General features: G+C 62.9%; 20 protein-coding genes. 6 read left to right on the top strand and 14 right to left on the bottom strand.

What is annotated here, in order from left to right:
* Nucleotides 1-86: 86 nt before the first annotated feature.
* The 4 genes from OGR47_RS13635 (at nucleotide 87) to OGR47_RS13650 (ending at nucleotide 5,649) form a co-directional block, all read left to right on the top strand.
* A complete protein-coding gene (locus OGR47_RS13635) occupies nucleotides 87-1,721 on the top strand; it encodes a carboxylesterase/lipase family protein (protein WP_246729732.1) in 1,635 nt (544 codons plus the stop codon).
* Nucleotides 1,722-2,007: 286 nt separating this feature from the next.
* A complete protein-coding gene (locus OGR47_RS13640) occupies nucleotides 2,008-2,835 on the top strand; it encodes an AraC family transcriptional regulator (protein ID WP_246729731.1) in 828 nt (275 codons plus the stop codon).
* A 286-nt stretch (nucleotides 2,836-3,121) separates the two neighbouring features.
* Complete coding sequence (locus OGR47_RS13645) at nucleotides 3,122-3,970, top strand: MOSC domain-containing protein (protein WP_165053585.1); 849 nt, start codon at nucleotides 3,122-3,124, stop codon at nucleotides 3,968-3,970.
* A gap of 281 nt (nucleotides 3,971-4,251) precedes the next feature.
* The gene (locus tag OGR47_RS13650; RefSeq protein WP_246729730.1) at nucleotides 4,252-5,649 is read left to right on the top strand and encodes a cytochrome-c peroxidase; all 1,398 of its coding nucleotides are present in this window, start codon (nucleotides 4,252-4,254) and stop codon (nucleotides 5,647-5,649) included.
* Nucleotides 5,650-5,862: 213 nt separating this feature from the next.
* Here the strand turns inward: OGR47_RS13650 and OGR47_RS13655 are convergent, their stop codons facing one another.
* Nucleotides 5,863-8,079, bottom strand: coding sequence for a RelA/SpoT family protein (locus OGR47_RS13655; protein ID WP_165053581.1), 2,217 nt, complete (start codon nucleotides 8,077-8,079; stop codon nucleotides 5,863-5,865).
* Nucleotides 8,080-8,230: 151 nt separating this feature from the next.
* Entirely contained in the window at nucleotides 8,231-8,617 is a 387-nt protein-coding gene (gene rpoZ, locus OGR47_RS13660) for a DNA-directed RNA polymerase subunit omega (protein WP_165053578.1), read from the bottom strand.
* Between the two features lie 453 nt (nucleotides 8,618-9,070).
* On the opposite strand from rpoZ, the gene OGR47_RS13665 reads away from it, so the two are divergent.
* On the top strand, nucleotides 9,071-9,682 hold the full coding sequence (locus OGR47_RS13665; RefSeq protein WP_165053575.1) for an NYN domain-containing protein: 612 nt from the start codon (nucleotides 9,071-9,073) through the stop codon (nucleotides 9,680-9,682).
* Between the two features lie 153 nt (nucleotides 9,683-9,835).
* On the opposite strand, the gene smpB is transcribed toward OGR47_RS13665, so the two are convergent.
* Both smpB and dapA read right to left on the bottom strand, forming a co-directional pair.
* The gene (smpB, locus tag OGR47_RS13670) at nucleotides 9,836-10,312 is read right to left on the bottom strand and encodes an SsrA-binding protein SmpB (protein ID WP_165053572.1); all 477 of its coding nucleotides are present in this window, start codon (nucleotides 10,310-10,312) and stop codon (nucleotides 9,836-9,838) included.
* Between the two features lie 9 nt (nucleotides 10,313-10,321).
* Nucleotides 10,322-11,215: a 4-hydroxy-tetrahydrodipicolinate synthase gene (gene dapA / locus OGR47_RS13675; protein WP_165053569.1), complete on the bottom strand. Its 894-nt coding sequence runs from the start codon at nucleotides 11,213-11,215 to the stop codon at nucleotides 10,322-10,324.
* A 206-nt stretch (nucleotides 11,216-11,421) separates the two neighbouring features.
* Between dapA and OGR47_RS21815 the strand changes: the two genes are divergently transcribed.
* Nucleotides 11,422-13,686 (top strand): lytic transglycosylase domain-containing protein, encoded by a 2,265-nt coding sequence (locus OGR47_RS21815; RefSeq protein ID WP_165053565.1) that lies wholly within the window; start codon nucleotides 11,422-11,424, stop codon nucleotides 13,684-13,686.
* 126 nt (nucleotides 13,687-13,812) lie between these two features.
* On the opposite strand, the gene OGR47_RS13685 is transcribed toward OGR47_RS21815, so the two are convergent.
* From OGR47_RS13685 to ccoO, 10 genes are all read right to left on the bottom strand, one after another.
* Nucleotides 13,813-14,520: a hypothetical protein gene (locus OGR47_RS13685; protein WP_165053562.1), complete on the bottom strand. Its 708-nt coding sequence runs from the start codon at nucleotides 14,518-14,520 to the stop codon at nucleotides 13,813-13,815.
* Between the two features lie 526 nt (nucleotides 14,521-15,046).
* Complete coding sequence (locus OGR47_RS13690) at nucleotides 15,047-16,210, bottom strand: serine hydrolase domain-containing protein (protein WP_165053559.1); 1,164 nt, start codon at nucleotides 16,208-16,210, stop codon at nucleotides 15,047-15,049.
* A 233-nt stretch (nucleotides 16,211-16,443) separates the two neighbouring features.
* A complete protein-coding gene (locus OGR47_RS13695) occupies nucleotides 16,444-17,559 on the bottom strand; it encodes an MFS transporter (RefSeq protein WP_246729729.1) in 1,116 nt (371 codons plus the stop codon).
* Nucleotides 17,556-17,711, bottom strand: coding sequence for a cbb3-type cytochrome oxidase assembly protein CcoS (ccoS, locus tag OGR47_RS13700; protein ID WP_165053556.1), 156 nt, complete (start codon nucleotides 17,709-17,711; stop codon nucleotides 17,556-17,558). Before ccoS ends, OGR47_RS13695 begins: the two co-directional genes overlap by 4 nt.
* Nucleotides 17,708-19,999: a heavy metal translocating P-type ATPase gene (locus OGR47_RS13705; RefSeq protein ID WP_165053554.1), complete on the bottom strand. Its 2,292-nt coding sequence runs from the start codon at nucleotides 19,997-19,999 to the stop codon at nucleotides 17,708-17,710. The genes ccoS and OGR47_RS13705 overlap by 4 nt, the downstream gene beginning before the upstream one ends.
* Nucleotides 20,000-20,195: 196 nt before the next feature.
* Complete coding sequence (locus OGR47_RS13710; protein ID WP_165053551.1) at nucleotides 20,196-20,726, bottom strand: FixH family protein; 531 nt, start codon at nucleotides 20,724-20,726, stop codon at nucleotides 20,196-20,198.
* Nucleotides 20,727-20,735: 9 nt separating this feature from the next.
* Complete coding sequence (gene ccoG, locus OGR47_RS13715; RefSeq protein WP_165053548.1) at nucleotides 20,736-22,187, bottom strand: cytochrome c oxidase accessory protein CcoG; 1,452 nt, start codon at nucleotides 22,185-22,187, stop codon at nucleotides 20,736-20,738.
* Nucleotides 22,188-22,345: 158 nt separating this feature from the next.
* Nucleotides 22,346-23,275 (bottom strand): cytochrome-c oxidase, cbb3-type subunit III, encoded by a 930-nt coding sequence (gene ccoP / locus OGR47_RS13720; protein WP_165053545.1) that lies wholly within the window; start codon nucleotides 23,273-23,275, stop codon nucleotides 22,346-22,348.
* Nucleotides 23,259-23,447 (bottom strand): cbb3-type cytochrome c oxidase subunit 3, encoded by a 189-nt coding sequence (locus tag OGR47_RS13725; protein ID WP_206527459.1) that lies wholly within the window; start codon nucleotides 23,445-23,447, stop codon nucleotides 23,259-23,261. The genes ccoP and OGR47_RS13725 overlap by 17 nt, the downstream gene beginning before the upstream one ends.
* A gap of 4 nt (nucleotides 23,448-23,451) precedes the next feature.
* Nucleotides 23,452-24,210, bottom strand: coding sequence for a cytochrome-c oxidase, cbb3-type subunit II (gene ccoO, locus OGR47_RS13730; protein ID WP_165053542.1), 759 nt, complete (start codon nucleotides 24,208-24,210; stop codon nucleotides 23,452-23,454).
* Nucleotides 24,211-24,219 lie beyond the last annotated feature (9 nt).

Genomic DNA, 24,219 nt, shown 5'->3' on the forward strand with positions numbered 1-24,219 from the left:
TGTGTCCGCCTTGAATGGCTGCGGCGGCAGACGAGCATTCAGCGCAATCTTCGATGCCGTGACCTCTCGCAAAAAGCGGCGAAAAAATGAAAATCTCAGCGCATCCATTTGTCTCGAGCTTCAAAGCCACGGCCATATTGGCCTTCATGCTGTGCGGCTACTCAGCGAGCTTCAATGCGCAAGCCGCGCAACAAGACGAAACAGTCGCCAAAACCGACAAGGGGCTGGCGCGCGGCGTCGTGCATGACGGCCTACGAGAATTCAAGGGAATCCCTTACGCCGCGCCGCCCACGGGCGAGCTGCGTTGGGCGATGCCGCAGCCGGCGCACGCCTGGAGCGGAATTCTCGACGCGACCAAATATAAGAGCGCCTGCCCGCAGGCCGCGCGCTATGGCATCCCCGAATCCAGCGACGACGAAGACTGCCTCTACGCCAATGTGACGGCGCCCTGGTCAGGCAAGGCCGACAAGCGCAAGCGTCCGGTCATCGTGTGGATTCACGGCGGCGCCTTCGTCGGTGGATCGAGCGCGCTTTATCCGCTCGACCATCTGGCGCGCGCCGGCGACGCCGTCGTCGTGTCCTTCAATTACCGGCTCGGCGTCTTCGGCTTCATCGCCCATCCCGCCTTCGAACCGGATCACAACGGCGGATATGGGCTAGAGGATCAGCGCGCCGCGCTGCGCTGGGTGAAGCGCAATATCGCAGCCTTCGGCGGCGATCCGAATAACATCACGGTCGCAGGCGAATCCGCCGGCGCGGCCGGCGTCTGCATGCATATTCTCGCGCCCGACGAGACGAGAGGCCTCTACAACAAGGCGATCGTTCAGAGCGCGGGCTGCGTCACCCCGCTCCCGACCGTCGCGGAAGGCAAGGAGATCGGCAAGAAGATGTCCGATCTCGTCGGCTGCAAGGACGAGTCGACCGCCCTCGCCTGCCTGCGCAAGAAGCCCGTGAAGGATTTGCTCGACGCTGGCGTGACGATCGCCGGCGGCAATATCGTGACCTTCCTGCCGGTCACCGGCACGAAGACCGTGCCGCAGCCAGGCGCCGTGGCGATCCCCGCGGGGAAATTCGTGCATGTGCCGGTCATCATGGGCGGCACGCGCGACGAGCTTCGCCTCTATGTCGCCTATGCGGTTCAGGCGGGCCTATCCGTGACGAAGGATAATTACGCCACTGAGCTCGCGCAGACCTATGGCAAGAACGCAGACGCGATCGCCGCGAAATATCCGGTCGCCGATTATTCCTCGGCCCCTGCCGCTCTCGGCACGGTCTGGTCCGATTTCCGGCCGGACGTCGGCATCAACAATTGCATCTATCTCCAGACGGCGAAGCTGTTGAGAAAGTCGGTTCCGGTCTATGAGTTCGTCTTCGCCGATCGTAACGCGCCGGCCGTCACCGCGGATCCGGGTTTCGAGATGGGCGCCGTGCATTCATCGGAGTTGCCCTATCTGTTCCCGCATTTCGACAACACGCGCAACGTCGCCGGCCCCGATCTCCAGGGCGGATCGAAGCTCATCTCGGAGCAGATGACGGGCTATTTCACGAGCTTCGCGAAGACTGGCCGTCCAGCGGCCGCCAATGCGCCAGCCTGGCCGCTTTTCACGGCGGATGGCGATGTGATGCGCTTCGCGCCCGGCGAGACGGGCCGCTTCGACGCCTCCAGCGCGCATAAATGCGGGTTCTGGAAATCGCTCTATCCATCGATCCTCACGCAGTAGAGGCTAGGCGGAAGACGGATCCTTTCCGTTTTGAACAGCTCGCATGGGCTCCTGTCATTCCCGGCGGCCCGGAGGCCCGACCGGGATCCAGAGCCAAAATCGCTGTTTTCTGCTCTGGATTCCCGATCACTCGCTACGCGAGCCTCGGGAATGACAGCAGCCGGCCGCATCGTGCGTGGCAAAAAGCAATCTCGGTCAGGAAGCGAGAGCCCGGTTCCACTACCTTATGCGTATGGAACAAGAAGCGACCCGCCAGGAAAGAGAGTATGCGCGACGCATCAATCGCGTGCTCGATTACATTGACAAGCATCTCGATGAAAAGCTTTCGGTCGACCGCCTCAGCGGCGTCGCCAATTTCTCGAAATTCCACTTCCATCGGCAATTCTCTGAATATTGCGGGATAAGCCTCTCGCGCTACGTCCAGCTCATGCGCCTCAAGCGCGCCTCCTACCGGCTCGCTTTCAATCCCCGCGCGCAGATTATCGACATCGCGCTGGATGCGGGTTTTGAAAATCCCGAATCCTTTTCGCGCGCCTTCAAGAACAGTCTGGGCCAAACGCCGAGCGGTTTCCGCAAAAAGCCCGATTGGGCCTCGTGGAGCGAACGCTATCGAATTCCCCTCCCCCCTCGTGAAAGGACCAATGAAATGGACGTCAAGATCGTGGAAGTCGCACCTGTATTGGTCGCGGCGCTCGAACATCGCGGCTCCCACACTTTGCTCAACGCCTCGGTGCAGCGGTTCATCGAGTGGCGGAAGGCCTCCGGCCTCTCGCCAATCAATGAATGCGAAACCTACGGCGTTCCCTACAATGACCCGAACGTCACGCCGCCCGACGAATTCCGTTTCGACATTTGCGGGTCGCTGACGGAGCCGGCGCCCGCCAATTCGCAGGGAATCGTGACAAAGACGATCCCTGGCGGCCGTTGCGCCATGACGCTCCACGCCGCCTCGCGCGAGCGGATCAGCGAAAGCGTCTATGCGCTCTATCGAGACTGGCTTCCGAAAAGCGGCGAGGAGCTTCGGGATTTTCCAGTCTATTTCCACTATCTGAATCTCGATCACGATACGCCGGAGCAGAGCCATTTGACTGAGATCTATTTGCCGCTCAAGTAATGCCGTTTCCGCATGAGCAGCTCGCTTGGGGCATTGTCATTCCCGGCGGGCCAAAGGCCCGACCGGGAATCCAGAGCCACAAGAGCGTTGTTTGTGTTCTGGATTCCCGATCGCTCGCTGCGCGAGCGTCGGGAATGACACGGTCGCACCAGACCACGCCAGCTCTATGAGAGCGCGCGCCCAAGTCCCTGCTGGACCAAGCGAAATTACGCTATGTGGCACTAGGAGTTCGGGCAGAGTCGCTTCAATTGACGCCCACAGCCTCAACTTAAGATGGGCGACAGCCATGACTCTTCCCCCCTCATTATCCGTTTCCACCGTCTGGAGATATCCGGTCAAATCCATGATGGGCGAGGAGCTGACCGCTTCCGTCGTCACGCCCGCGGGCCTGCTCGGCGATCGCGCCTTTGCGCTCGTCGACGTCGAGACCGGCAAGGTGGTCAGCGCCAAAAATCCCAAGAAATGGCCGGACTTCTTCTTCTACCGAGCCGCATATGCGTCGCCGCTCGACGCGCAGTCCGCTCCGCCGATCTGGATCAGCCTCCCATCGGGGCAAATGGTCCGCACCGACGCTCCCGACGTCGAGGACGTGCTCTCGGCGGCCTTGTCGCGGCGCGTGCGCCTCAGCGCCTCGGCGCATCAGAAACCGACGCTGGAGCAATATTGGCCCGAGCATGAGGGCGAGGCGAACGAAGTGAGCGAGGAAGCCGTCGCCGGAGACGCGCCGGCGGGCACCTTTTTCGATTACGCCACGGTGCATCTGTTGACCACCGGAACGATCAACCGCTTGCGGGAGCTTTATCCCGAAGGCCGCTTCGAGGCGCGGCGTTTCCGCCCCAACATTGTGATCGACACCGGCAAGGCCGCGGAATTCGTCGAAAATGACTGGGTCGGCAAAACCATCCGCATCGGCGACGTTCGCCTGCAGATCACCGACCCTTGCCCCCGCTGCATCATGCCCACGCTCGCCCAGGGCGATCTGCCGAATGATCTGGGCATCCTTCACAAGGGGGTCTTGCAGAACAAGGTCTACGTCCCCTTCGCCGGCAAGGCGCTCCCTTCGGTCGGCGTCTACGCCCGAGTGATTTCTGGCGGCGCACTGAAGCGCGGCGACGCTGTCGAGATAGAAGCCTAAAAGCATTTTTGCTCGAAGGCATGGACGCCGGAAAAGATCGAATTGAGAAAGATCAAGTCGAACTGGGCCGGCGTCTCAGAAAAACCTGCATTAGAAGCGCGGTAGTTTCTTTGTCTTCAATAAAAACGACGTCTGCCCGCCATGACTCCGCCTCATAAAGTTGCAAGATCACGCAAGGCTACTCGTTAAAGAGCCTATTTTTGATATTTCTCAAGATTCGACATCATTCGAGGCTTTTTGAGCAGCCTTTTCGAAGCAACGCTGACTGGCGGAGGCGTATTATGACGAAATATAGACAGTTTTTCTTCCCGCGCGGGCTTTTGTGGCGCACCGCTGACCCCCGAAAGACGGTTCTCGCCGCAATGGCGGCGGGCCTGATCGCAACATCTTCACAACCCGCGGCGGCGTTGGAGCGTTTGCTGACGCCGAGCGAATTCGAGGCGATCCGGCATGCGCTGCAGAGCGATCTCCAGCATTCGCGCTTCAACCCGGCCAAAGAAGCGCAAAACTGGCCGGAGCGGCTTCTCGGCGAGAAGCTTTATTCCGACAACAATCTTTCCCTGAACAGAAACCAGTCTTGCGCGACGTGTCATCAGCTCACGCCGGCCATCGATCCGGTTACCGGGCAACCCTATCAAGCGCCTGGGTTTGTCGACGCCGATAATGTCGAGAAAGGCACGCCCGTATCCGATGGCTCGGTTGCGGGAGCCTTCGGCGCCCTCAATGCGCCCAGCGCCGGTTACGCCTCCTTCACCCCGCCGTTTCATTGGGATGCGGGGCAGAAGCTTTATGTCGGCGGCCAGTTCTGGAACGGTCGCGCCTCGACGCTCGCCGAGCAAGCCGGCATGCCGCCGCTCAATCCGGCGGAAATGGCGATGCCGAGCAAAGCCGCGGTCATCGAGCGGCTGAAGGAGAACGCCGCCTATCGCGCGCTCTTCTGGGCCGCCTATCGGCTGAATATCGCCGGTTTGCTGTCTGCGGCGGAAACGGACGTCGCCTATAACGCCATGGGGAAGGCGATCGCCGCTTTCGAGCGGACGCGCTCCTTCGGTCCGTTCACGTCCAAATATGATTACTTCATTGCCGGCAGAACCGAGTTGACGCCGCAAGAGCGGCTCGGCCTCGATCTCTTCAACAATAAAGCCCAGTGCGCGAGTTGCCATGTCAGCGCGCCGACAAAGAACCAAGCGGGGACCTGGACCCCGGCGCTGTTCACCGATTACACCTACGACAACATCGGCGCGCCGCGAAATCTCGACATACCGGGCAACCCAGAGCCCAATAAGGGATTAGGCGGTCGGCCCGACATCATCGCCGTCGATCGGCAGGGGCTCGAAATCGGCAAGCACAAGACGATGTCCTTGCGCAACATCGCCATCACGCCGCCCTATGGGCACAATGGCGTCTTCAAATCTCTCGAGCAGATCACGCATTTCTACAATACGCGCGACACGCTCGGGCGCGTTCCGGACAATCGTGACCCCGGCTTCGGGATCAAAGGCTGGCCGCTTCCCGAGGTTCCTCAAAACATCAACGCCACTACCATCGGGAACCTTGGCCTCACCGCTCAAGAGGAAGCCGCGATCGTCGCCTTTTTGAAAACATTGACGGACGGCTATCCGATCTGGGGACGCGATCCGCGCGTGTCGTCGAATGACCCGGGGCCGTATGAGCACTGAGCGTTGCGCGTAATGGGAGCGTCCGCGCGCGTCGCGGGCGCTCTTCCCTTGCCGAATAGGACTCAGTTGTCGCCAATCGCAAGCAAATAGAGCCGTCATTGCGAGCGAAGCGAAGCAATCCAGGGCCGCGATGGCTGCTCTGGATTGCTTCGTCGCTACGCTCCTCGCAATGACGGGCGGTGGCCGTTCTGGCCCGCCGGCCTCAATGCTCGCTCATCCGATCATCCGCTCGACTTTGCTCACCAGCGGCGACGCGCGCAGCCGTGTGAGCACCTCCGTCAGATGCTTCAGATCCGCCACCTCGAGATCGAAGGTCATTTCGCGGAAATCCGGCGAATGGGCGCGGAAAGTGATGTTGTCGATATTGGCGTGGGTCTCGCCGATGAGGCTCGCGAGGGCGCCGAGTGTGCCGGGCTCGTTGATCGCCGTGGCGACGATGCGCGCGGGGAAGAGCACGCGGGTTTCCGGATCGACGTCCCAGCGCACGTCGAGCCAGCGCTCGGGCTGATCGTCGAAGGCCGTGAGCGAGGGCGATTGGATCGGGTAGATCGTGATCCCCTCGCCCGGCGAGAAAATGCCGACGATGCGGTCGCCCGGCACGGCGCCGCCCTCCGGCGCGAAACGCACCGGCGAATCCCCCCGCAGCCCGCGGATCGGGATGGCCCCGGCGGCGCCGTCCCCCGCTGCGCCCGGCGCCTTGAAGACGACATTGGCGTTGGCCTTCACGCCGAACCAGCCGGGTTCGCCCGGCGCGATCGGCGCCATCGGAGCCTTACGCTCCTCGATGAAATCCGGATAAACCGCCTTCACAACGTCGCCCGAGTAGATTTCGCCGCGTCCGACCGCTGCCAGAACGTCCTCGACCGAAGGCCGGGCCAAGCGTGTCACAGCGGCCCTCAGCTTGTCCTCCGAATAGGCGCGGCTGGCGCGTTCGAAAGCGCGCTCCACGATCTGGCGGCCGAGCCCGGCATATTGCTGGCGCACAGCCTCGCGCGTGGCGCGGCGGATGGCGGCGCGGGCCTTGCCGGTCGCAACCGCCGCCTCCCAGGCGGCCGGCGGCACATGGCCCTCGGCGCGGATGATCTCCACCTCGTCGCCATTCTGGAGATATGAGAGCACCGGCGCGACCCGGCCATTGATCTTGGCGCCCACCGCCGAGTCGCCGAGCTTGGTATGGACGGCATAGGCGAAATCGATGGGCGTCGCGCCGCGCGGCAGCGCGATGAGCGCGCCCTTGGGCGTGAAGCAGAAGACCTGGTCCTGAAACAGCTCGAGGCGCGTGTGCTCGAGAAATTCTTCGGGATGGCTGTCGCCATGGGCGAGCAGCTCGAGCGTCTCCTGCAGCCAGCGGAAGGCGCGGCTCTCCTTGGCGAGCTCCTCGCGCCCCTCGTCGCCGGTCGCGTCTTTGTAGAGCGCGTGCGCGGCGATGCCGAAGCGCGCGATCTCGTGCATTTGCGCCGTGCGGATCTGCAACTCAACGCGCTGATGGCCGGGGCCGATCACTGTGGTGTGGAGCGAGCGATAATCGTTTTGCTTGGGCGTCGAGATGTAATCCTTGAACCTGCCCGGCACGCTCGGCCATTTGGTGTGGATGACGCCCAGCGCGCTATAGCAGTCCTCGACCGAACCCACGATGATCCGGAAGCCGAAAATATCCGAAAGCTGCTCGAAGGAGATAGATTTGCGCTCCATCTTGCGCCAGACGGAATAGGCGGTCTTCTGTCGGCCCGTGACCGCCGCCTCGATGCCGCGCTGCAAAAACTCACCGGCCAGCTCTTCCTCGATGCGCTTGATGATGCGCCCGTTTTTCGTGCGTAGGTCATGCAGGCGCTGTTCGATCGTGCGATGCGCCTCCGGCATAAGATGCCGGAAGGCCAGGCCCTCCAATTCCTCGCGCAGGCGCTGCATGCCCATGCGCCCGGCGAGCGGCGCATAAATGTCGAGCGTCTCCTGCGAAATGCGCGCGCGCTTTTCCGGCGGCACATAATGCAGCGTGCGCATATTGTGGAGACGGTCGGCGAGCTTCACCAGCAGCACGCGCACGTCGTCGGCCACCGCGAGCAGGAGCTTGCGGAAATTCTCGCCCTGGCGCGCCTGTTTCGAGACGAGGTCGAGCTTCTCGATTTTCGTCAAGCCATCGACGAGCTTGCCGATCTGCGCGCCGAAGAGACGGTCGATTTCCTCGCGCGTCGTCTCGGTATCTTCGATCGTGTCGTGAAGAACCGCGGCGACGATGGTCGCGTCGTCGAGCTTGAGGTCGGTGAGGATCGCGGCGACTTCGAGCGGGTGGGAAAAATAGGGATCGCCGGAGGCGCGCGTCTGCTGACCATGCGCCTTCATGGCGTAGACATAGGCGCGGTTCAGCAAATCCTCGTCGACGTTCGGATTATACTTCCGAACCCGTTCGACGAGCTCATATTGACGCATCATGCGCGAAAGCCACAGCAAGGCAATGCGGGCCCCGCCATTCTGCGCTATGCGCGCTGACGCCGCCCGACAGGCGGCGCAAGGCCGCCGGGATCAAAGGAGAGTGTAGCCCAGCTTCGCCGCCGCCTCTAGTGCGGCGCGAAAAAGACGACGCTTACTCGCCGTCCTCTTCGACCTCGGCCGGAGGAACGAGGCCTTCGAGGCCGCGCAGCAGATCTTCCTCGGTCATGCGGTCGAACTGGGCTTCGCCCTCGATATCGCCGCCGACGGCGGGAGTCAGCGCCGGAGCGGCCTCGGCCTCGGGCTCGTCGACCTCGACGTGGCGCTGCAGCGAATGGATGAAATCTTCCGAAAGATCCTCCGGCGAAAGGTGGGTCTCGGCGATCTCGCGCAGCGCGACGACGGGATTTTTATCGCGGTCGCGGTCAACGAGGATCGGCTGTCCGGAGGAGATCAGCCGCGCGCGATGCGCTGCCAGCAGAACCAGATCGAAGCGGTTTTCAATCTTGTCGATGCAGTCTTCGACGGTGACGCGCGCCATTTTTCTCTGGCTCCTACTTGAACAGGGGGAAGAGCGCTGCTACAACAGCTTTGCTGATTAATCAATCATATTCGCGTTATCTTCAAGATGGCGGCCTTGCCCAAAATGGGCATAGAGCTTTTGCGGAACTGGAACTTTTCGACGTTTCCGCAATGATTTATGCGTAAAAATGCCTCTATCCTCTTGACCTGACGCCCTAGAGCGGCAATTTATCGAAGATGACGCTTTGGCGTCTCGACTTCGACAAAGCGAAAATCGCTGTGGCGGCGGCGCCGGCGACGTGAGTCGACGGTTAAGCCGGGTTCAAACCTAAAAAATTTGAAGTCGGCCCGAGAGCCGAGCAACGCTAAAATTGGACGCCCAACGATCACGACGAGTTCGATAGTCGCGAGGCGGCAAGACGGCGGCAGACATCAGGCAACGCCACAACAACAGCTTGAACGCGAGAAAAAAATGGCAGATATCGAACGAATTGCGCTATTCATTGACGGCGCGAATCTTTATGCGACCGCCAAATCGCTGGGATTCGATATTGACTATAAACGTCTATTACGCGAATTCCAGGGCAAGGGCCGTCTCATTCGCGCCTTTTACTACACGGCGTTGATCGAAGATCAAGAGTATTCTTCGATCCGCCCCCTGATCGACTGGCTCGACTACAATGGCTACGCCGTCGTGACGAAGCCGACGAAGGAGTTCGTCGACTCTCTCGGCCGTCGCAAGGTCAAGGGCAATATGGACATCGAGCTCGCGGTGGACGCGATGGAGATGGCCGAGCACATCGATCACATGGTGCTCTTCTCGGGCGACGGCGACTTCCGCTCGCTGGTCGAGGCCGTGCAGCGCAAGGGCGTGCGCGTCTCGGTGATCTCGACGATCACCACGCAGCCGCCGATGATCGCCGACGAACTGCGCCGCCAGGCGGACGAGTTCATCGATCTCATCCATCTCGTGGGCAAGATTGGCCGCGACCCGGGTGAGCGCGCCGAGCGTATGCAGCGCTATCAGGAACGCCGCCCCATGCCGGCAGCGGCTCCCGTTGGGCACGAGGAAGAGGAAGAGTAATCCTCCTTTCGCTTGAACGGCTCGCCTCGAGCCTCATTCCGGGCGGGTGGGCGGCGGCCCGACCGGGAACGAACCAATCAAACGGATTTCTCATCAAAAAAGCCCGGTCTAGGCCGGGCTTTTTTGCGTTCCTATTGGGGGGAGGAGAGAGGCTCAGCCCTTCTCGCGCATGAGCCGCCCTTTTTCGCGGCTCCAGTCGCGCTTCTTTTCCACTTCGCGCTTGTCGTGGATCTTCTTGCCGCGCGCCAGCGCAATCAGCAGCTTCGCCCGGCCCTTGTCGTTGAAGTAGAGCTTGAGTGGCACGATCGTCATGCCCTCGCGCTCAATGGCCTGCGACAGCTTGGCGATTTCGCGCGACTTGAGCAGCAGCTTGCGCGGCCGCTTGGGCTCGTGGTTGAAGCGGTTGCCGGAGAGATACTCCGGGATATTGGCGTTTACCAGCCAAGCTTCGCCATGCCGATCGACATGGGCGTAGCTCTCGGCGATCGTCGACTTGCCGCTGCGCAGCGACTTTACTTCCGTGCCGGTGAGCACAAGCCCGGCCTCGAAGGTCTCGCCAACTTCAAAATTGAAGCGCGCCCTGCGGTTGTCGGCGACGACCTTGTGATTTGGCTCTTGCTTAGCGGCCACGGATTACCTTCAAGCCGGCAGCACGCCGGCGTGGATCATTGCGGCGCGGATGCGGTCCTTCGTCGGCTGCGTCGAGGGCACCAGCGGAAGACGCACTTCCTCACGCGCCTTGCCGAGCAGCGACAGGCCATATTTGGCGCCCGTCACGCCGGCTTCCAGGAAGGTCGCGACATGAAGCGGCACGAGTTTATCCTGAATTTCCAGCGCCTTGGCGTAATCGCCCGCAAGGCAGGCGTTCTGCAGGTCGGCGCAAAGCCGCGGCGCGATATTGGAGACGACGGAAATGCAGCCGTGGGCGCCCGCCGCCATGCAGGAAAGCGCGGTGAGGTCGTCGCCCGAGAGCTGGATGAAATCCGGCCCCATCGCGTCGCGCTGCAGGGAAATACGCCCGATATTGCCGGTCGCGTCCTTCACGCCCACGATATTCTTGAGCTCTGACAGCCGCTTCATCGTCTCGACGCTCATATCCACCACCGAGCGCGGCGGAATATTATAGATGATGATCGGAATCGAGACGGCGTCGTTGATCGCCTTGAAATGCAGATAAAGCCCTTCCTGATTGGGCTTGTTGTAATAGGGCGTGACGATCAGCAGGCCATCGGCGCCGGCGCGCTCGGCATGACCGGCGATGGCGATCGCCTCGCGCGTATTGTTGGAGCCCGCGCCGGCGATGACTGGCACGCGCCCACGCGCGGCGCGGATCGTCTCGGTGATGACGCGGCCATGCTCCTCATGGGACAGCGTCGGGCTCTCGCCGGTCGTGCCCACAGGCACGAGCCCATGCGTTCCTTGCTCAATCTGCCAATCGACGAGCGCCCGGAGCGCCTCGAAATCGACCTCTCCATTGGCAAATGGCGTGACGAGAGCGGTGTTCGACCCGTGAAAAATAGGCTTTGTTCTCATAGAATCAGGAACTTCCCTGCGCCTCACAGCCGCCGTATTCGCGTCCGTATCATGGAAGCGCCCTTCATAGCCGCTGGGCGCTTGGGAGAAAAGCCCCACCTTCGCTCTACATGTCTTGGGCAAGGCCGGAGCGCGGCGGCGGGGACTTTGGTTGACGCTTCGAAAATGATTAGAGAGCAGCTTCTGCGCAACGGGGAACCACGCCGATGACGTTGCCTGCACGCGTCTCGATTCGCCTCCAGCTCCTTGCGACGGCGACGGCGATCGCCGTCATCACGCCTGCCTTCACGGGCTTCGACGCTCTGCGCGACAAGGAGGCGACGCCGAAGGCCGCCCGCTGGGTTCCCTATATCCCCTTCAGCCTCGGCGCCTGGCGCACACGCGTCGGCAATTTGGAAGAAACGCTGCGCGGATTTGTCACGGGTGAGGCGCCGCATACGGAGGCGGCGCATCCCGCTCAGCCCTCGCTCTTCGGCTCCGAGGACCCCACATCGACGCCCCTCGCCGATTACGCGCCGCCAGACGGCTGGCTGCGCGAAACGCCGGCCGCGCTCGACCCTGCGAAGATCCTCGGCGACGATTCGGAAGCTTTCTACCAGGCGCTCGCCGCCTTCAAGAACGCCGATTTTGCGGCTGGCGACGCCGCCGCCGCTAGCCTCGATAGTGGACTCGCCCATACGGCGGCACATTGGACGGCGCTCAAGCTTCACCCGCGCGAGGCCGGATTCAAGCGGATCGCCGCCTTTCTGGACTCCCATCCCGATTGGCCGGCGGCCGACTGGCTGCGCCGCCGCGCCGAAGAAGCGCTCATCGCCGAGCACCAGCCCGACAAGGTCGCCAAGGCCTGGTTCGATGATAAGCCGCCGCTCACGCCTTACGGCAAATATGCTCTGGCCAAGGCGCTCGGCCGCGACGGCGATTTCGACACGGCGGCCTTCTACGCCCGCGACGCGTGGCGGGAAGACGATCTCGGCGGCTTCGAGAGCCAGTTCCTCAAGGAACTCGGCGAGCTTCTCACCCCCGCCGACCATAAATATCGCGCCGACCGCCTGCTCTACGCCGGCAAGAACGCCCAGGCCCTGCGCGCTGCGGAGCTCGCCGGCAAGGATGTGACGCTGCTCGCCCGCGCCCGCATCGCGGCGAATGTCGGAGCCGCCGGCGACAAGGTTTTCGCCTCTGTGCCGCCGGCGCTGCAAAACGATCCCGGCCTGTTGTTCTCACGCGCGCGCATGCTCAACGCCGCGAAGAAATTCGCCGACTCCGGCGCGCTGTTGAAAAAGGCGCCCACCGATCCCGGCAAGGTGATCGACGGCGACGCCTGGTGGGCGGAGCGGCGCCAGACCTCGCGCAAGCTGCTCGATCTCGGCGACGCGGACAGCGCATATATCGTCGCCGCCCAGCACAACGCCCGCTCGACCAGCAACAAGGTCGAAGCGGAATTCCAGGCGGGCTGGATCGCGCTGCGCTTCCTTGATGACCCCTCCCGCGCCGCCCGCCATTTCGCGACGCTCGAGCAGGTCGCCGAAACGCCGTTGCAGAAATCGCGCGCTCTTTACTGGCGCGGCCGCGCCGCCGAGGCCTATCGCACGCCGGACGACGACGCGAGGGCGCGCGACTTCTACCGCCAGGCAGCCGCCCATTCGACGACTTTCTACGGCCAGCTCGCCTGCGCCAAGCTCGGCGCGGAAGATCGCCCGCTGCGCCCTGCCCCCACGCCGGCCAGGGACGCCGAGCGTCACGAGGCCGTGAGAGTGGTGGAGCTGTTGCTTGCCACTGGGGACAAGGACGTCGCCGCGCCGCTCGCGCTCGACGCCGCCAAGAACATGCGCGACATCGCCCAGGTCGCGGCGCTCGGCGAGGTCATCTCGAAACAGCGCGACGCGAAAATGTCCCTCGTCTTCGGCAAGAGCGCCTCTTACCGCGGCGTGCCGCTCGACGACGTGGCCTTCCCCTCTTACGGAATCCCGAACTTCGATGCGCTGCCGAATTCGGCGCCGCGCTCGGTCGTCTATGCCATCGCGCGTCAGGAAAGCGCCTTCGATCCGAAAGCGGTTTCCTCCGCCGGCGCGATGGGTCTGATGCAAATGATCGCGTCGACCGCGCGTCACACCGCCTATACGCATGGCGTCGCCTTCGATCTCCCGCGCATGCTGAGCGAGCCCGCCTTCAACGCCAAATTGGGCGCGGCGCATCTCGGCATTCTGCTCGGCGAATATAGAGGCGCTTATCTTCTGACCTTCGCCGCCTATAACGCCGGCGGCGGCCGCGTGAAGCAATGGATCGACGCCTATGGCGATCCGCGCAAGCCCGGCGTCGATCCGATCGACTGGGTCGAGCGCATCCCCATCTCCGAGACGCGCAATTACGTGCAGCGCGTGATGGAGAATTTCGTAGTCTATCGCGCCAAATTCGGCGACAGGGACACGCGCGCCCCGCAGGTGGAGCTGGCGCATGCCGGCGTCCGGCTGTGAGACCCTTTCCGTTTGAACGGCTCGCAGCGGCTTGTCATTCCCGGCGGGCTGAAAGCCCGACCGGGGAATCCAGAGCCACAATAGCGCTGGTTTTGCTCTGGATTCACCAACGCGGCCTCTCAAAGGCTATCGCGTTCGTTCACTTGGATATCTGCTGAAGTCTTCTTCCAAGGTCATTATAGATCCATGGAGGGAGTCGAGCCCGCGCTCCGCCAGCGTGCGAAACTGCATGGCTTTCTCGATCGGCACAATGGAAACGCCAATCCCGAAACCAATCGCTCCGGCGACAGAAGCGGTGATCATAAAAGAATACAAACCGCGCAGGATTTTGCGCCCGACTCCAACTTGAACGTTCTCCGCCTCCTTGTGGGTGCGGGCTTTCATAGGAGCTCTTAGTAGCCTCTCCTGTTCATCGAGCGCCACGGTTGCAGCCGCCTCTGACGTGAGCCCTCTGTCATTGGCGGGGCGGATGGCTTCGACCTGTTGGCGCTCGATCCTCGCTTCGCCAAGCTCAGCTAAGTCGCTGAGGAGCGCCTCCTTGCTGCGTTGCTTTTCTTCCAGCAATAGGGGGCGAACCGCCTGAGGCGGCTCAGGCTGTTCTTTCTGAGGCCGCCCTTCTTCTCTTTTTTCCAGCGCTGCGAGCCTTTGCTCTATAGCAGCGAATCTCTTTTGTAGAGCGGCGACAGTCCATTCGCCGCAGAGTATTTCATTGCTGCGCTGCTTTTCCTCGCTCGACCGGACGCGAGCCGCCTCGTCCCGCTCCTTGCTGCGGCGCTCTTCTTCTCTTTGTTCGAAAGCGTCGAGAGTCCAGTCGCTGAGGAAACCTTTTTTCATGCGTCACTCCCGTTCGTCAGTTTCTTATAACTTGCCAGATTGAACTTCCGGCTTTTTGGCCCCGCTATGATGCAAAGCGCTGGCGCTGCGGTTGCAGCTCCAATCAACTCTACTTCTCTGTCAGACGCGGAACAACTTCCGCCGCCCGTCGGACACGGAGAGCGCTTCTCAACTTTCATTACTCAGATCGAAAGCTGCTATCTGGAGAAGGGAAGAAGCAAACTAGGCGAATTTGTGAAGAATCCGCTTCGGCGCCGAACAATCTCGTTACACAAGTTCTCGGACGCACATCTGGTCGCAGTCGCGGTCAAGACTTTCACAGGAGGGGCCATTTTTGGCGCCACGCGGTCCAGTGCGGAAGGCTGCTCTTGACCCGGAGCAGCCATTGGCAGTGTCTCAGTTTAAAGTTCAGCATTGCATGGGAAGGGGTGCTCAAATCAAATGGCCGTCCTGCCGGACGGTACCGTCTGGGCCCTCGGGAGAAATCCCAGGGGCCTCGATGTCCGCGCAACTTGCCAGCCCCATCCTATGGGCACTGGGGAGTCGTTGGCGGGCGTGGGAATCTCGAGGGATTTGCCACATTTTCGCGGAGCGCGCCCAGCAAACGACGTCCTGCTTGATCGAGAGCGGTCCCTGGGTGCGCGGCTTTGTTCCCACCACTCGTATTGCCAAACAAGAAAACGCCGATTTTGGCACCACGATCAAAGGCCATGTAGGTTTCATAGCCGTTGAGGCCGCCGTTCTTGTCGAGGTAATCATTCGACAATTGCCACCCGAGGCCCATGGAAAGTCCCTCGGATCCCGAGTAGGCTTGCTGGGTCTCGGTCATTGCTGCGCCGAGGGGATTTGGCGGCGGGCTGATGGAAGCCTCCAAGAACGTCAGCATGTCCTTAAGCGTCGATGACAGCGCGCCCGCGCCGAGGCCCGCAGACGTCAGCGCCCAATTGGGCGGATCGACGCGATTATAGGCTGGCCCGCCGGCAGCGTCGGTATAGATATGGCCCTGCGCCACCCGCCCAGATACATTGCTGTAGTCGACTTGTGTACTTGCCATTCCGAGCGGCGCGGAGATGTTGTCGACCACCACTGCCGGCCAGTTCTGATATGTGGCGTCCCAGTCCGAGCTCGCGCCGCCGCCATAGGCATGTGACAGCAAAACGCCCAGGAGAGCGAAGCCTTGATTGCTGTAGACCCAGTATTTGCCCGGCGCATAAGACGGCTCGAAGTTACTCAGAAATCGCCCCATCAATGTGAACGAATAGTCGCCGAACGGGTGAGCGCCGCACGTCCCGTCCGGATATCCGGCGCTGTGCGTGGCCAGGTGCCAAAGGAGAATTTCGCCATACGGTTGGTTGATGCTGACATTCGATGGCAGAAGGCTCGCGACAGATGTTGAGGGTGTGACGGGATTATTCGCCGACGAAGCCGCGAGCGCCAGCAAGGTCGCTGTAAAGACCTTGCTGTTCGAGCCAATGAAAAACACGATATCCTTGATGTGGACGCTGTCCCTGATTTGGGCGCTTCCGCTTGCCAGATCAACTTGACCGTAGTGGTAGTAGTATCGAACGCCGGCATAGGTCACGCCGACGAGGATCCCTACGGATTTATTTGGTTCTGGATCTTTTGAAGATCCGATCAGCGGAGAAATATGGTTCTTGACGAACTCACCAATTTGGTTTGGGTTCAACATTGCCGTCCTCCTGAAAGCATAAGAAATTCTTGTAAACGCTCAACGAGCCTTCCATCCCTCTCATCGAGTCTCCGGCGAGACTACATCGCCGGAGGGAGGGGTGGGCCCTTCCATAATCACCGTCCACACGGCTGCGCTACGCACGCGCGTGGGTGTCCTACGCTCTGTCCAAAGCGGTCGTTCGCAAACCCGCGACCGGAGTCTGCTTGAGGCGCTTTGCTGTACTTTGACTATTAAACCGCCAAAGCCCCTGCGGCCGCCGCTCCAAGCAGGCATACATCATGTAATGCAAGCGCAAGCCGCGACGGGCGCGCGCCTTCATGCAGGAGACGCAGAGCCGCAACATTCACAGCGCCCCATCCGATCCCGATTGCAAGCAGCCCCACAGTCACACTCGCGACCGATGCGGCCGAAAGCACTGCGGCGGCGCCCGCGAGCATGGCGGCAAGACCGATTCCAATAATCGCCAGCGGCGGGAAAAGCGCCGGCCAGCGTGCGGCGAGCGCCGCCGGTCCATACATCGAGAAGAGATGCCATCCCATCGCGCCGCCGATGAAAGCCGGCGCGGCCGAACAAACGGCGAGCGTCAGCGGCCCGTGCAACATGCCCGCCGACATCACGAACCAGGCGAGCGCGCCCGCAACCGTTGCAATCACGAAACCACGCGAGAGGCGCCATTCGGCTGCGCCCGGCTTGCCGACGCGCGCATGCGGCATGCGCACCGAAAGCGCGAGCGCCGCGATATGCAGGCCTGCGGCCGCCAGCAGCATCGCGCCGGGGCTCTCCAGAAGCGACACGAAGAGCGGCGTCAGCAACGCCGCGCCGGCGCCGCCGGCGAGCACGATCAGCCCGTCGCGCGGCGCGCCTTGCGCGGCGATATGGCGGTAGAAGAGCGCGAAGCCCTGCGCGAGTCCGAGCCAGAAGGCGCCCAGGCACAGGCCGAAGAAATTGCCTTTGGCGATCGAGAAAGCGCACAGCGCCCCGCCCGCCGCGCCAAGGCTCGCGCCAAGTCCGAAGGCCGCGCGGCGCCCGAAAGAATCGACGAGCATTGCAGCGGGAAAGCTCGCCATCGCCGCGCCGATGAGCAGGAGTGCGAAGGGCCAGCCGATGCGCTCGGCGCTCGGCGCGATGAGGCGGCTTTGCTCGGGGAGAACGGTGAGAACCAGCGCCTGCGCCAGCACCGCGAGTCCGAAGCCCGCTGCGAGGGTCAGCCGATGATCGGTGATGTCGGCGCGCGGCAGCGAGGCCGGACAAGCGCAGACGATCTGCCCGGCGCGCATAGCCGTCGCACTATCTTCGTCCTGCGGAGCCGACCTCCCCAGGACGAGATCATCGAGATTCACGCTCACTTTTTTCCCTCGAGATCGTCATCCATCAGCACGCGATGCGCCGCGCCGTCGAGATCGTCGAACTGGCCGCGCTTGAGCGACCACATGAAGGCGACGAGCGCCAACAGGCCGAGCAACAATGCGAGCGGGATGAGAAAGAGAAGCACCGTCATTCCGCGGCCTCCAATCTTGTCACGCGTTCCCGCGCATCGGCCGAGGCGGCGCCCTGCTCTCTCTCCCGCGAAGCGGGGGAGAGGTGGAGAGGGGGCGCTTCGGGAGTCGGCGATCCTTCGCCGCCTGCCCCTGCCCGCAAGGCGTTCAACGTCACCAGGATCGACGATCCCGACATCGCCGCCGCAGCGATTAAAGGCGTGAGAAGCCCCGCCATCGCCAGCGGCACAGCCAGGACATTGTAGATCACCGAGAGCGCCAGATTCTCACGCATCAAGGCGCGCGCCTGACGCGCAACATCCAGCGCGGTGAGGACAGGCGCGAGGCGTTCGCCGAGAAATACGGCGTCGGCCGCGGCCTGGGTGATCTGCGTGGCGTCGATCGGCGAGATGGACACATAGGCCGAGGCGAGCGCCGGCGCGTCGTTCAATCCGTCGCCAACCATCAAAACCTTGCGGCCCTCAGCGCGCAACGCCTCGAGTCGCGCGACCTTCCCGGCGGGCTTCAAGGCGCCGGACCATGTCGAAACGCCGAGCGCGCGAGCGATTTTTTCGACAGCCTCGACACGATCGCCCGACAGGATTTCAATTGCGAAGCCGCGCTTTTTCAGCGTGGCGATCGCCTCGACGGCGTCACTGCGCAACACCTGCCGGATTTGGAAAAGCGCATGCGCGTCGCCATGCCGGAAGGCGACGAGCGAAACATCTCCGTCGAGCGCATCGAGACGCGCAGCTTCTTCGTTGAGCCCGCAGAAATGCGGCGAGCCGAGCCGCGCCTCGACGCCTGCGACCATGGCGCTGACGCCCTGCCCATGATCCTCCCGCGCATCGAGCGCCGTTGCGCGCGGCCGCTGCTGAGCGACGGCGCGCGCGAGCGGATGGCTGCTCGCCCGTGCGAGACGCGCCGCTAGCTCCATCACGCCCGCGTCTATCTCACTTGCATTCACCACGCGCGGCTCGGGCGTGGTCAACGTGCCGGTCTTGTCGAAGACGATCGCGTCGGCTTCCGCAAGGCGCTCGATAGCGTCGGCGCTGTTGAGCAGCACGCCGGCGCGAAACAGCGCGCCGCTCGCCACGACCTGCACCGCCGGCACGGCGAGCGCCAGAGCGCAGGGACAGGTGATGATGAGCACGCAGATCGCCGTGATGAGCGCATCGTGCAGGCTTGCGCCACGCCACATCCAAAAGAGCGCAGTGGACAGCGCCGCGAGATGGACCATGGGCGCGTAAAGCCGCGAGACCCGATCGGCGAGGCGCCGATAACGTGAGCGCGCATTGGTGGCCTTCTCCAACAGTCGCTCGATGTCGTCGAGCAAGGTCTCGCCATTGCCGGCTTCCACACGGATGGTGAGCGCGCCGTCGTAATTCATGCTGCCGGCATAGACCTGATCGCCGGATAGAACCGCGCGCTGCTTCGTCTCGCCGGTGATGAGGCTTTCGTCGAGTTGCGACGCGCCTGTTTCGATCACGCCGTCGACGGGAAGGCGCTCGCCGGGCTTCACGCGCACGATGTCGCCGGGGAGAATTTTCGCGAGCGGAACCAGCGTCTCGGCGCCGTCGCTCGACAGGCGGCAGGCGAGCGGCGCGCGCAGCGCCGCGAGATTGGCCGCAACCGCGCGCGTCTTGCGCCGCATGGCGTGATCGAGGAAACGCCCAAGCAGCAGAAACGACAGCAGCATGGTTGCACTGTCGAAATAAGCGTGCTCGGCATGCGTCAGCGTCTCATAGACCGACATGCCGAGCGCCAGCACCACGCCGAGCGAAATCGGCACATCCATATTGAGGCGCCCGGCGCGCAACGCGCCGAAGGCGCTCTTGAAGAACGGCTGGCCGGCGAAGGCGGCTGCCGGCAGCGCGATGAGCGCGGACACGCCGTGGAAAAGATCGCGCGTCGCCGGATCGATGTCGCCGCCGACCCAGACGCCGACGGAGAGCAGCATAATGTTCATCGCCGCGAAGCCCGCGATGGCGAGGCAGCGTAATAGCCAGCGCGAGGTTTCGATCTCCTCGCGTTCGCTCTCCGCGAGCTCGAAAGGGTGCAGCGTATAGCCCATGCGGCGCAGGCGCTCGAAGGCGGCGGCGAGATCGAAGGCGTCGCCGCGCCATTCCAATGCCAGGCGCCGGTTTCCGTAATTCACCCGCGCATTTTCGAGGCCCGGCAGATCGCTCAAGCCCTGCTCGATCTCGGCGATGCAGGCCGCGCAAGTCATACCGTCGATCGCCGCCTCGAAGCGGCGCGCGCCATTTTCGCTGCGGGTGACGAGAGAGTCGAGATCGAAAGCGGCGGTCATGCGAGCCTCTTTGAAGCAACCAGGCTAGGGAGTGAGCCCTATACCTCCCCTTTACGGGGAGGTCGGCGGTCGTAGACCGCCGGGTGGGGTTCTCGCCGCTACGACTCGGGTTAAGGCGGACCCCACCCGTCGCGCTACGCGCGCCACCCTCCCCGTAAAGGGGAGGGATGGGCTCACGCCCACGTTCGCCAATACCCTATTCCACGTCGATCCTGTTCTTCGAGCGGAACACTTCATCGCCGCCGCGCGTCGCCGTCAAGACGAGATCGCGCTGGCCCGCGGGGATCACGCCCTTGCCCGCATAGCGCCCTGGCGCCGTCTCCACGAGCTTCACGCGAACATCCTTTGACAGATCGGCGGGCGCCGCGAACAGCGCCGTCATCTGCGCGCCGGACACATCGCCCCCCTCGCCGTCGCGCGCGACGACGCGGATTTCCGTCTCGCCGGTCGCGAGGCGCGCAAGCCGCGCGTCGACCTTCCAGTCGCGCATCCCCTGCTCTCGCGCACGCGCAATGTCACGATTATAGGCGAGGCCGCGCTCATAAGGATGCGCCACCACTTCGCCCGAAAAGGTCTTCACCGCCTTGTAGATCATCACGCCATTGACGGCGCCGACGAAGAGGAAGAAGCCGACGATCATCGCCAGCACCTTCCGCCCGCTGAGCGGCTTGCCGCCGGCCTCATAGTCGGATTTCGTATCGCGCGGATTGCTCATGACCATGCTCATGTCGGTTCCTCACGGCCAGATGAAAACGTCCGTCACCAGCGTCGCCTCGCCGCTTGCGGCGTCGGTCGTGGTGAAGGTGACGGGAACTTGCTTCTTGCTTCCGCCCGCGCCGTGGGTCGAGAGCAGAACGCGCGCTTCGCGGGTTTGATCCGGGCCGACCTCGATCACGACCTTGCCTTTGTCGTCCGGCGCTACGCCCACGATCTCCATCTGCGCGCCGGCGATCCCGGAGACGGCGATGGTGAAGCCCCGCGCCTCCGCCTTCTTATTGGCGAAGCGCAGCGTATAGCCATTCCGCACGCCGCCGTCTTTCAGGCGCACGGCGAGCGGATTGCGGTCATGCAACACGCTCACATGCATGTCGTCGCGCGTCGCGAGCGTCACCGACATGAAGCCGCCGATGGCGAGAATGAGCACGGCGTAGAATACCGTGCGAACGCGGAACGGCTTGTAGATCGCGCTCTCGCCGCATTGCCGGCGCTTGACGTTCATCTCCGTATCGTAGCCGATGAGCCGTGCGGGACGATGAATCTTCTCCATGATCGCGTCGCAGGCGTCGATGCAAAGGCCGCATTGAATACAGCCGAGCTGCGCCCCCTTGCGGATGTCGACCCCCGTCGGACAAACGGCGACGCATTGGCCGCAATCGACGCAATCGCCCGAGGGCAGGTTCGCCGCACGCGCCGCGGTCGCTTGCTTGAGAGACATGCGCGGCTCGCCGCGATCGTAGCGATAGGTGACGTTCAGCGCATATTCGTCGGTCAGAGCCGCCTGAATGCGCGGCCAGGGACAGGCGTGCAGGCAGAGCTTCTCGCGCATCACGCCCGCGAAGACGTAAGTCGTGAAGGTGAGAATGCCGATCCAGAGATAGGTGTCGAAAGCGCCGTTTCGGAAGGTCGCCAATTTCCAAACTGTTGTCGGCGCGTCGGTGTAATAGAGCACCCAGGCGCCGCCGGTCCACCAGGCGATCAGCAGCCAGACGAGATGCTTCGAGACCTTCTTGCGGATTTTGTCACGCGTCCACGGACTTTCGTCGAGCTTGATACGGTCGCGCGCGTCGCCCTCGATCCAACGCTCGGCGGAGAGGTAAAAATCCGACCACACCGTCTGCGGACACATATAGCCACACCAGATGCGGCCTGCGACGGCGTTCATGAGGAAGAGCACCAGGGCCGCGAGGATGAGGAGGCCGGTGGCGTAATAGACTTCCTGCGGCCAGATCTCGATGAAGAAGAAATAAAAGCGCCGGTGCGGGAAATCGACGAGTACGGCCTGGTTTGGCGCGTCTGGCCCACGATCCCAGCGCACGAAAGGCAGGAAATAATAGATCGCAAGCGTCGCGAATTGAATGCCCCATTTGATGCGACGGAATTGGCCGTCCACCTTCTTGGGATAGATCTTATGCGCCGCTTCGACGATGGGTTCGTCGAGAAGGGTTGATTGGGTTTCCGCGCTGGACATGGCGATGACTCTACTTGCGATGAAGGCCCCCTCCCCAACCCTCCCCCGCTTCGCGGGAGAGGGAGCGCGTCGGCGCCTTCATCGAGTGCGCTGATCGTGAGGGTTCCCTCTCCCGCGAAGCGGGGGAGGGACAGGGAGGGGGTCTTGCATCTTGTCCCTTACTGCCCGCCGCCGAGCGAATGCACATAGACGGCGAGCGCCTTGATCGTCGTGTCGTCGAGCCTGCCTTTCCAGGCCGGCATCACCGCGCCGCCGCCATTGGCGATGCGCGCGATGATGGTCGGCTTGTCGGCGCCATAGAGCCAGATCTGGTCGTAAAGCGCCGGCGCGCCCATCTCGGGATTGCCCTTGCCTTCGACGCCATGGCAGCTCGCACAATTCTCCGCGTAGAGCTTCTCGCCCTCCGCCGTCGGCGCGTCGGAGTCCGGCGTCTCGGCATAGGTGCGCACGTGATCGGCGACGATCGAGATTTGCTCCGGCGTCAGAATGCCGTCGCGCCCGAAGGCCGGCATAGCGGAAGAGCGGGTCGCCTTGTCGGCCTCCCAACGCACGCCATGCTCGATCGTCTGCTGTATGTCGGCGAGCTTGCCGCCCCAGATCCAATCGTCGTCGTTCAAATTGGCGTAGCCCTTGGCGCCCTGCCCGCCGGCGCCGTGACACGAGGCGCAATTCGTCGCGAAAGCCACCTTGCCGACCATGCGCGCCGCGGCGAGCAATTCAGGATCGGACTCGATCTTGTCGAGCGGCGCGGCGGCGATCTTCTCGAGCACGGGACCGCGGGTCGTCTGCAAATCCGCCACGTCGGACGCCACCTGCGTGCGCGAGCTCCAGGCGAACAGTCCCTGCGTGCCGCCGGACAGCGTCGGCCAGGCGGGATAGACGATCGTATAGCCGACGCCCCAGATGATCGTGATCCAGAAGGTCCACACCCACCAGCGCGGTAGCGGCGTATTCAGCTCCTCTATGCCGTCCCACTCGTGACCCGTGGTCGGCACGCCGGTCGCCGGGTCGATTCTGACTTTGCTTGTTTTCGGCTCGCCCGTTCTTGCTTGGCCATTGTCAAACGTGTCGTCAGACATCGTCGTCATCCTCTCGAAAGGGAATTCGGGCGTCCTGTTCGAATTGCTTCCGGCGCGACGGCCAGAAGACGTAAACGATGACGCCCAGGAAAATCAGGCCGAAGAACATCAGCCCCCAGGAGGCCGCGAAGGCGCGCAAGCTTTCATAGGTGGAGATGATTTCGGCGTTTCCAGCGTTCATCGGATCACCTGACATTCGCCTTGTCGTCGTAGATTTTGAAATCCACCGAGACGCCGAGATGCTGCAGATAGGCGACGAGCGCATCCTCCTCGGTCGCGCCGGCTTTCGACGGCGTATCCGTGAAGGCGGCGTTCGGATAGCGCTTCAGCATCTCGCTCGCGCCCTGTGCGTCGGCGGAAAGCTGCGCCGCGAGATCGACCGACGCATTGTCGATCTGCTCGTCGGTGTAAGGCACGCCGACCATCCGCAGCGTCCGCATCTGCTCGGCGAGATGCGCGCCGTCGAGCGGCGTCTGCGACAGGAAGGCGTAGCCAGGCATGATGGAGGACGGCACCACCGAACGCGGGTTGCGCAGGTGGTCGCGATGCCAATCGTTCGAATATTTGCCGCCGACGCGGGCGAGATCGGGCCCTGTGCGCTTCGAGCCCCATTGGAAGGGATGGTCGTACATGCTCTCCGCGGCGAGAGAATAGTGGCCGTAGCGCTCGACCTCGTCGCGCAAGGGGCGGATCATCTGCGAGTGGCAGGTGTAGCAGCCTTCGCGGATGTAAATATTGTAGCCCGCGAGCTCCAGCGGCGAATAGGGCCGCACCCCTTCCACCTGCTCGATCGTGTTCTTGAGATAGAACAGCGGCACGATCTCGACGATGCCGCCGACCGACACCAGAAGAAGGATGCCGACGATCATCAGGATCGAATTGGTCTCGAGGATCTTCTGAAGCCCGCCGCCGCTGGCGGGCGCATGTTGAGCGGATTGCGACATGGCTTTCGT

This window comes from Methylocystis sp. MJC1 (assembly GCF_026427715.1).
Lineage (GTDB): Bacteria > Pseudomonadota > Alphaproteobacteria > Rhizobiales > Beijerinckiaceae > Methylocystis.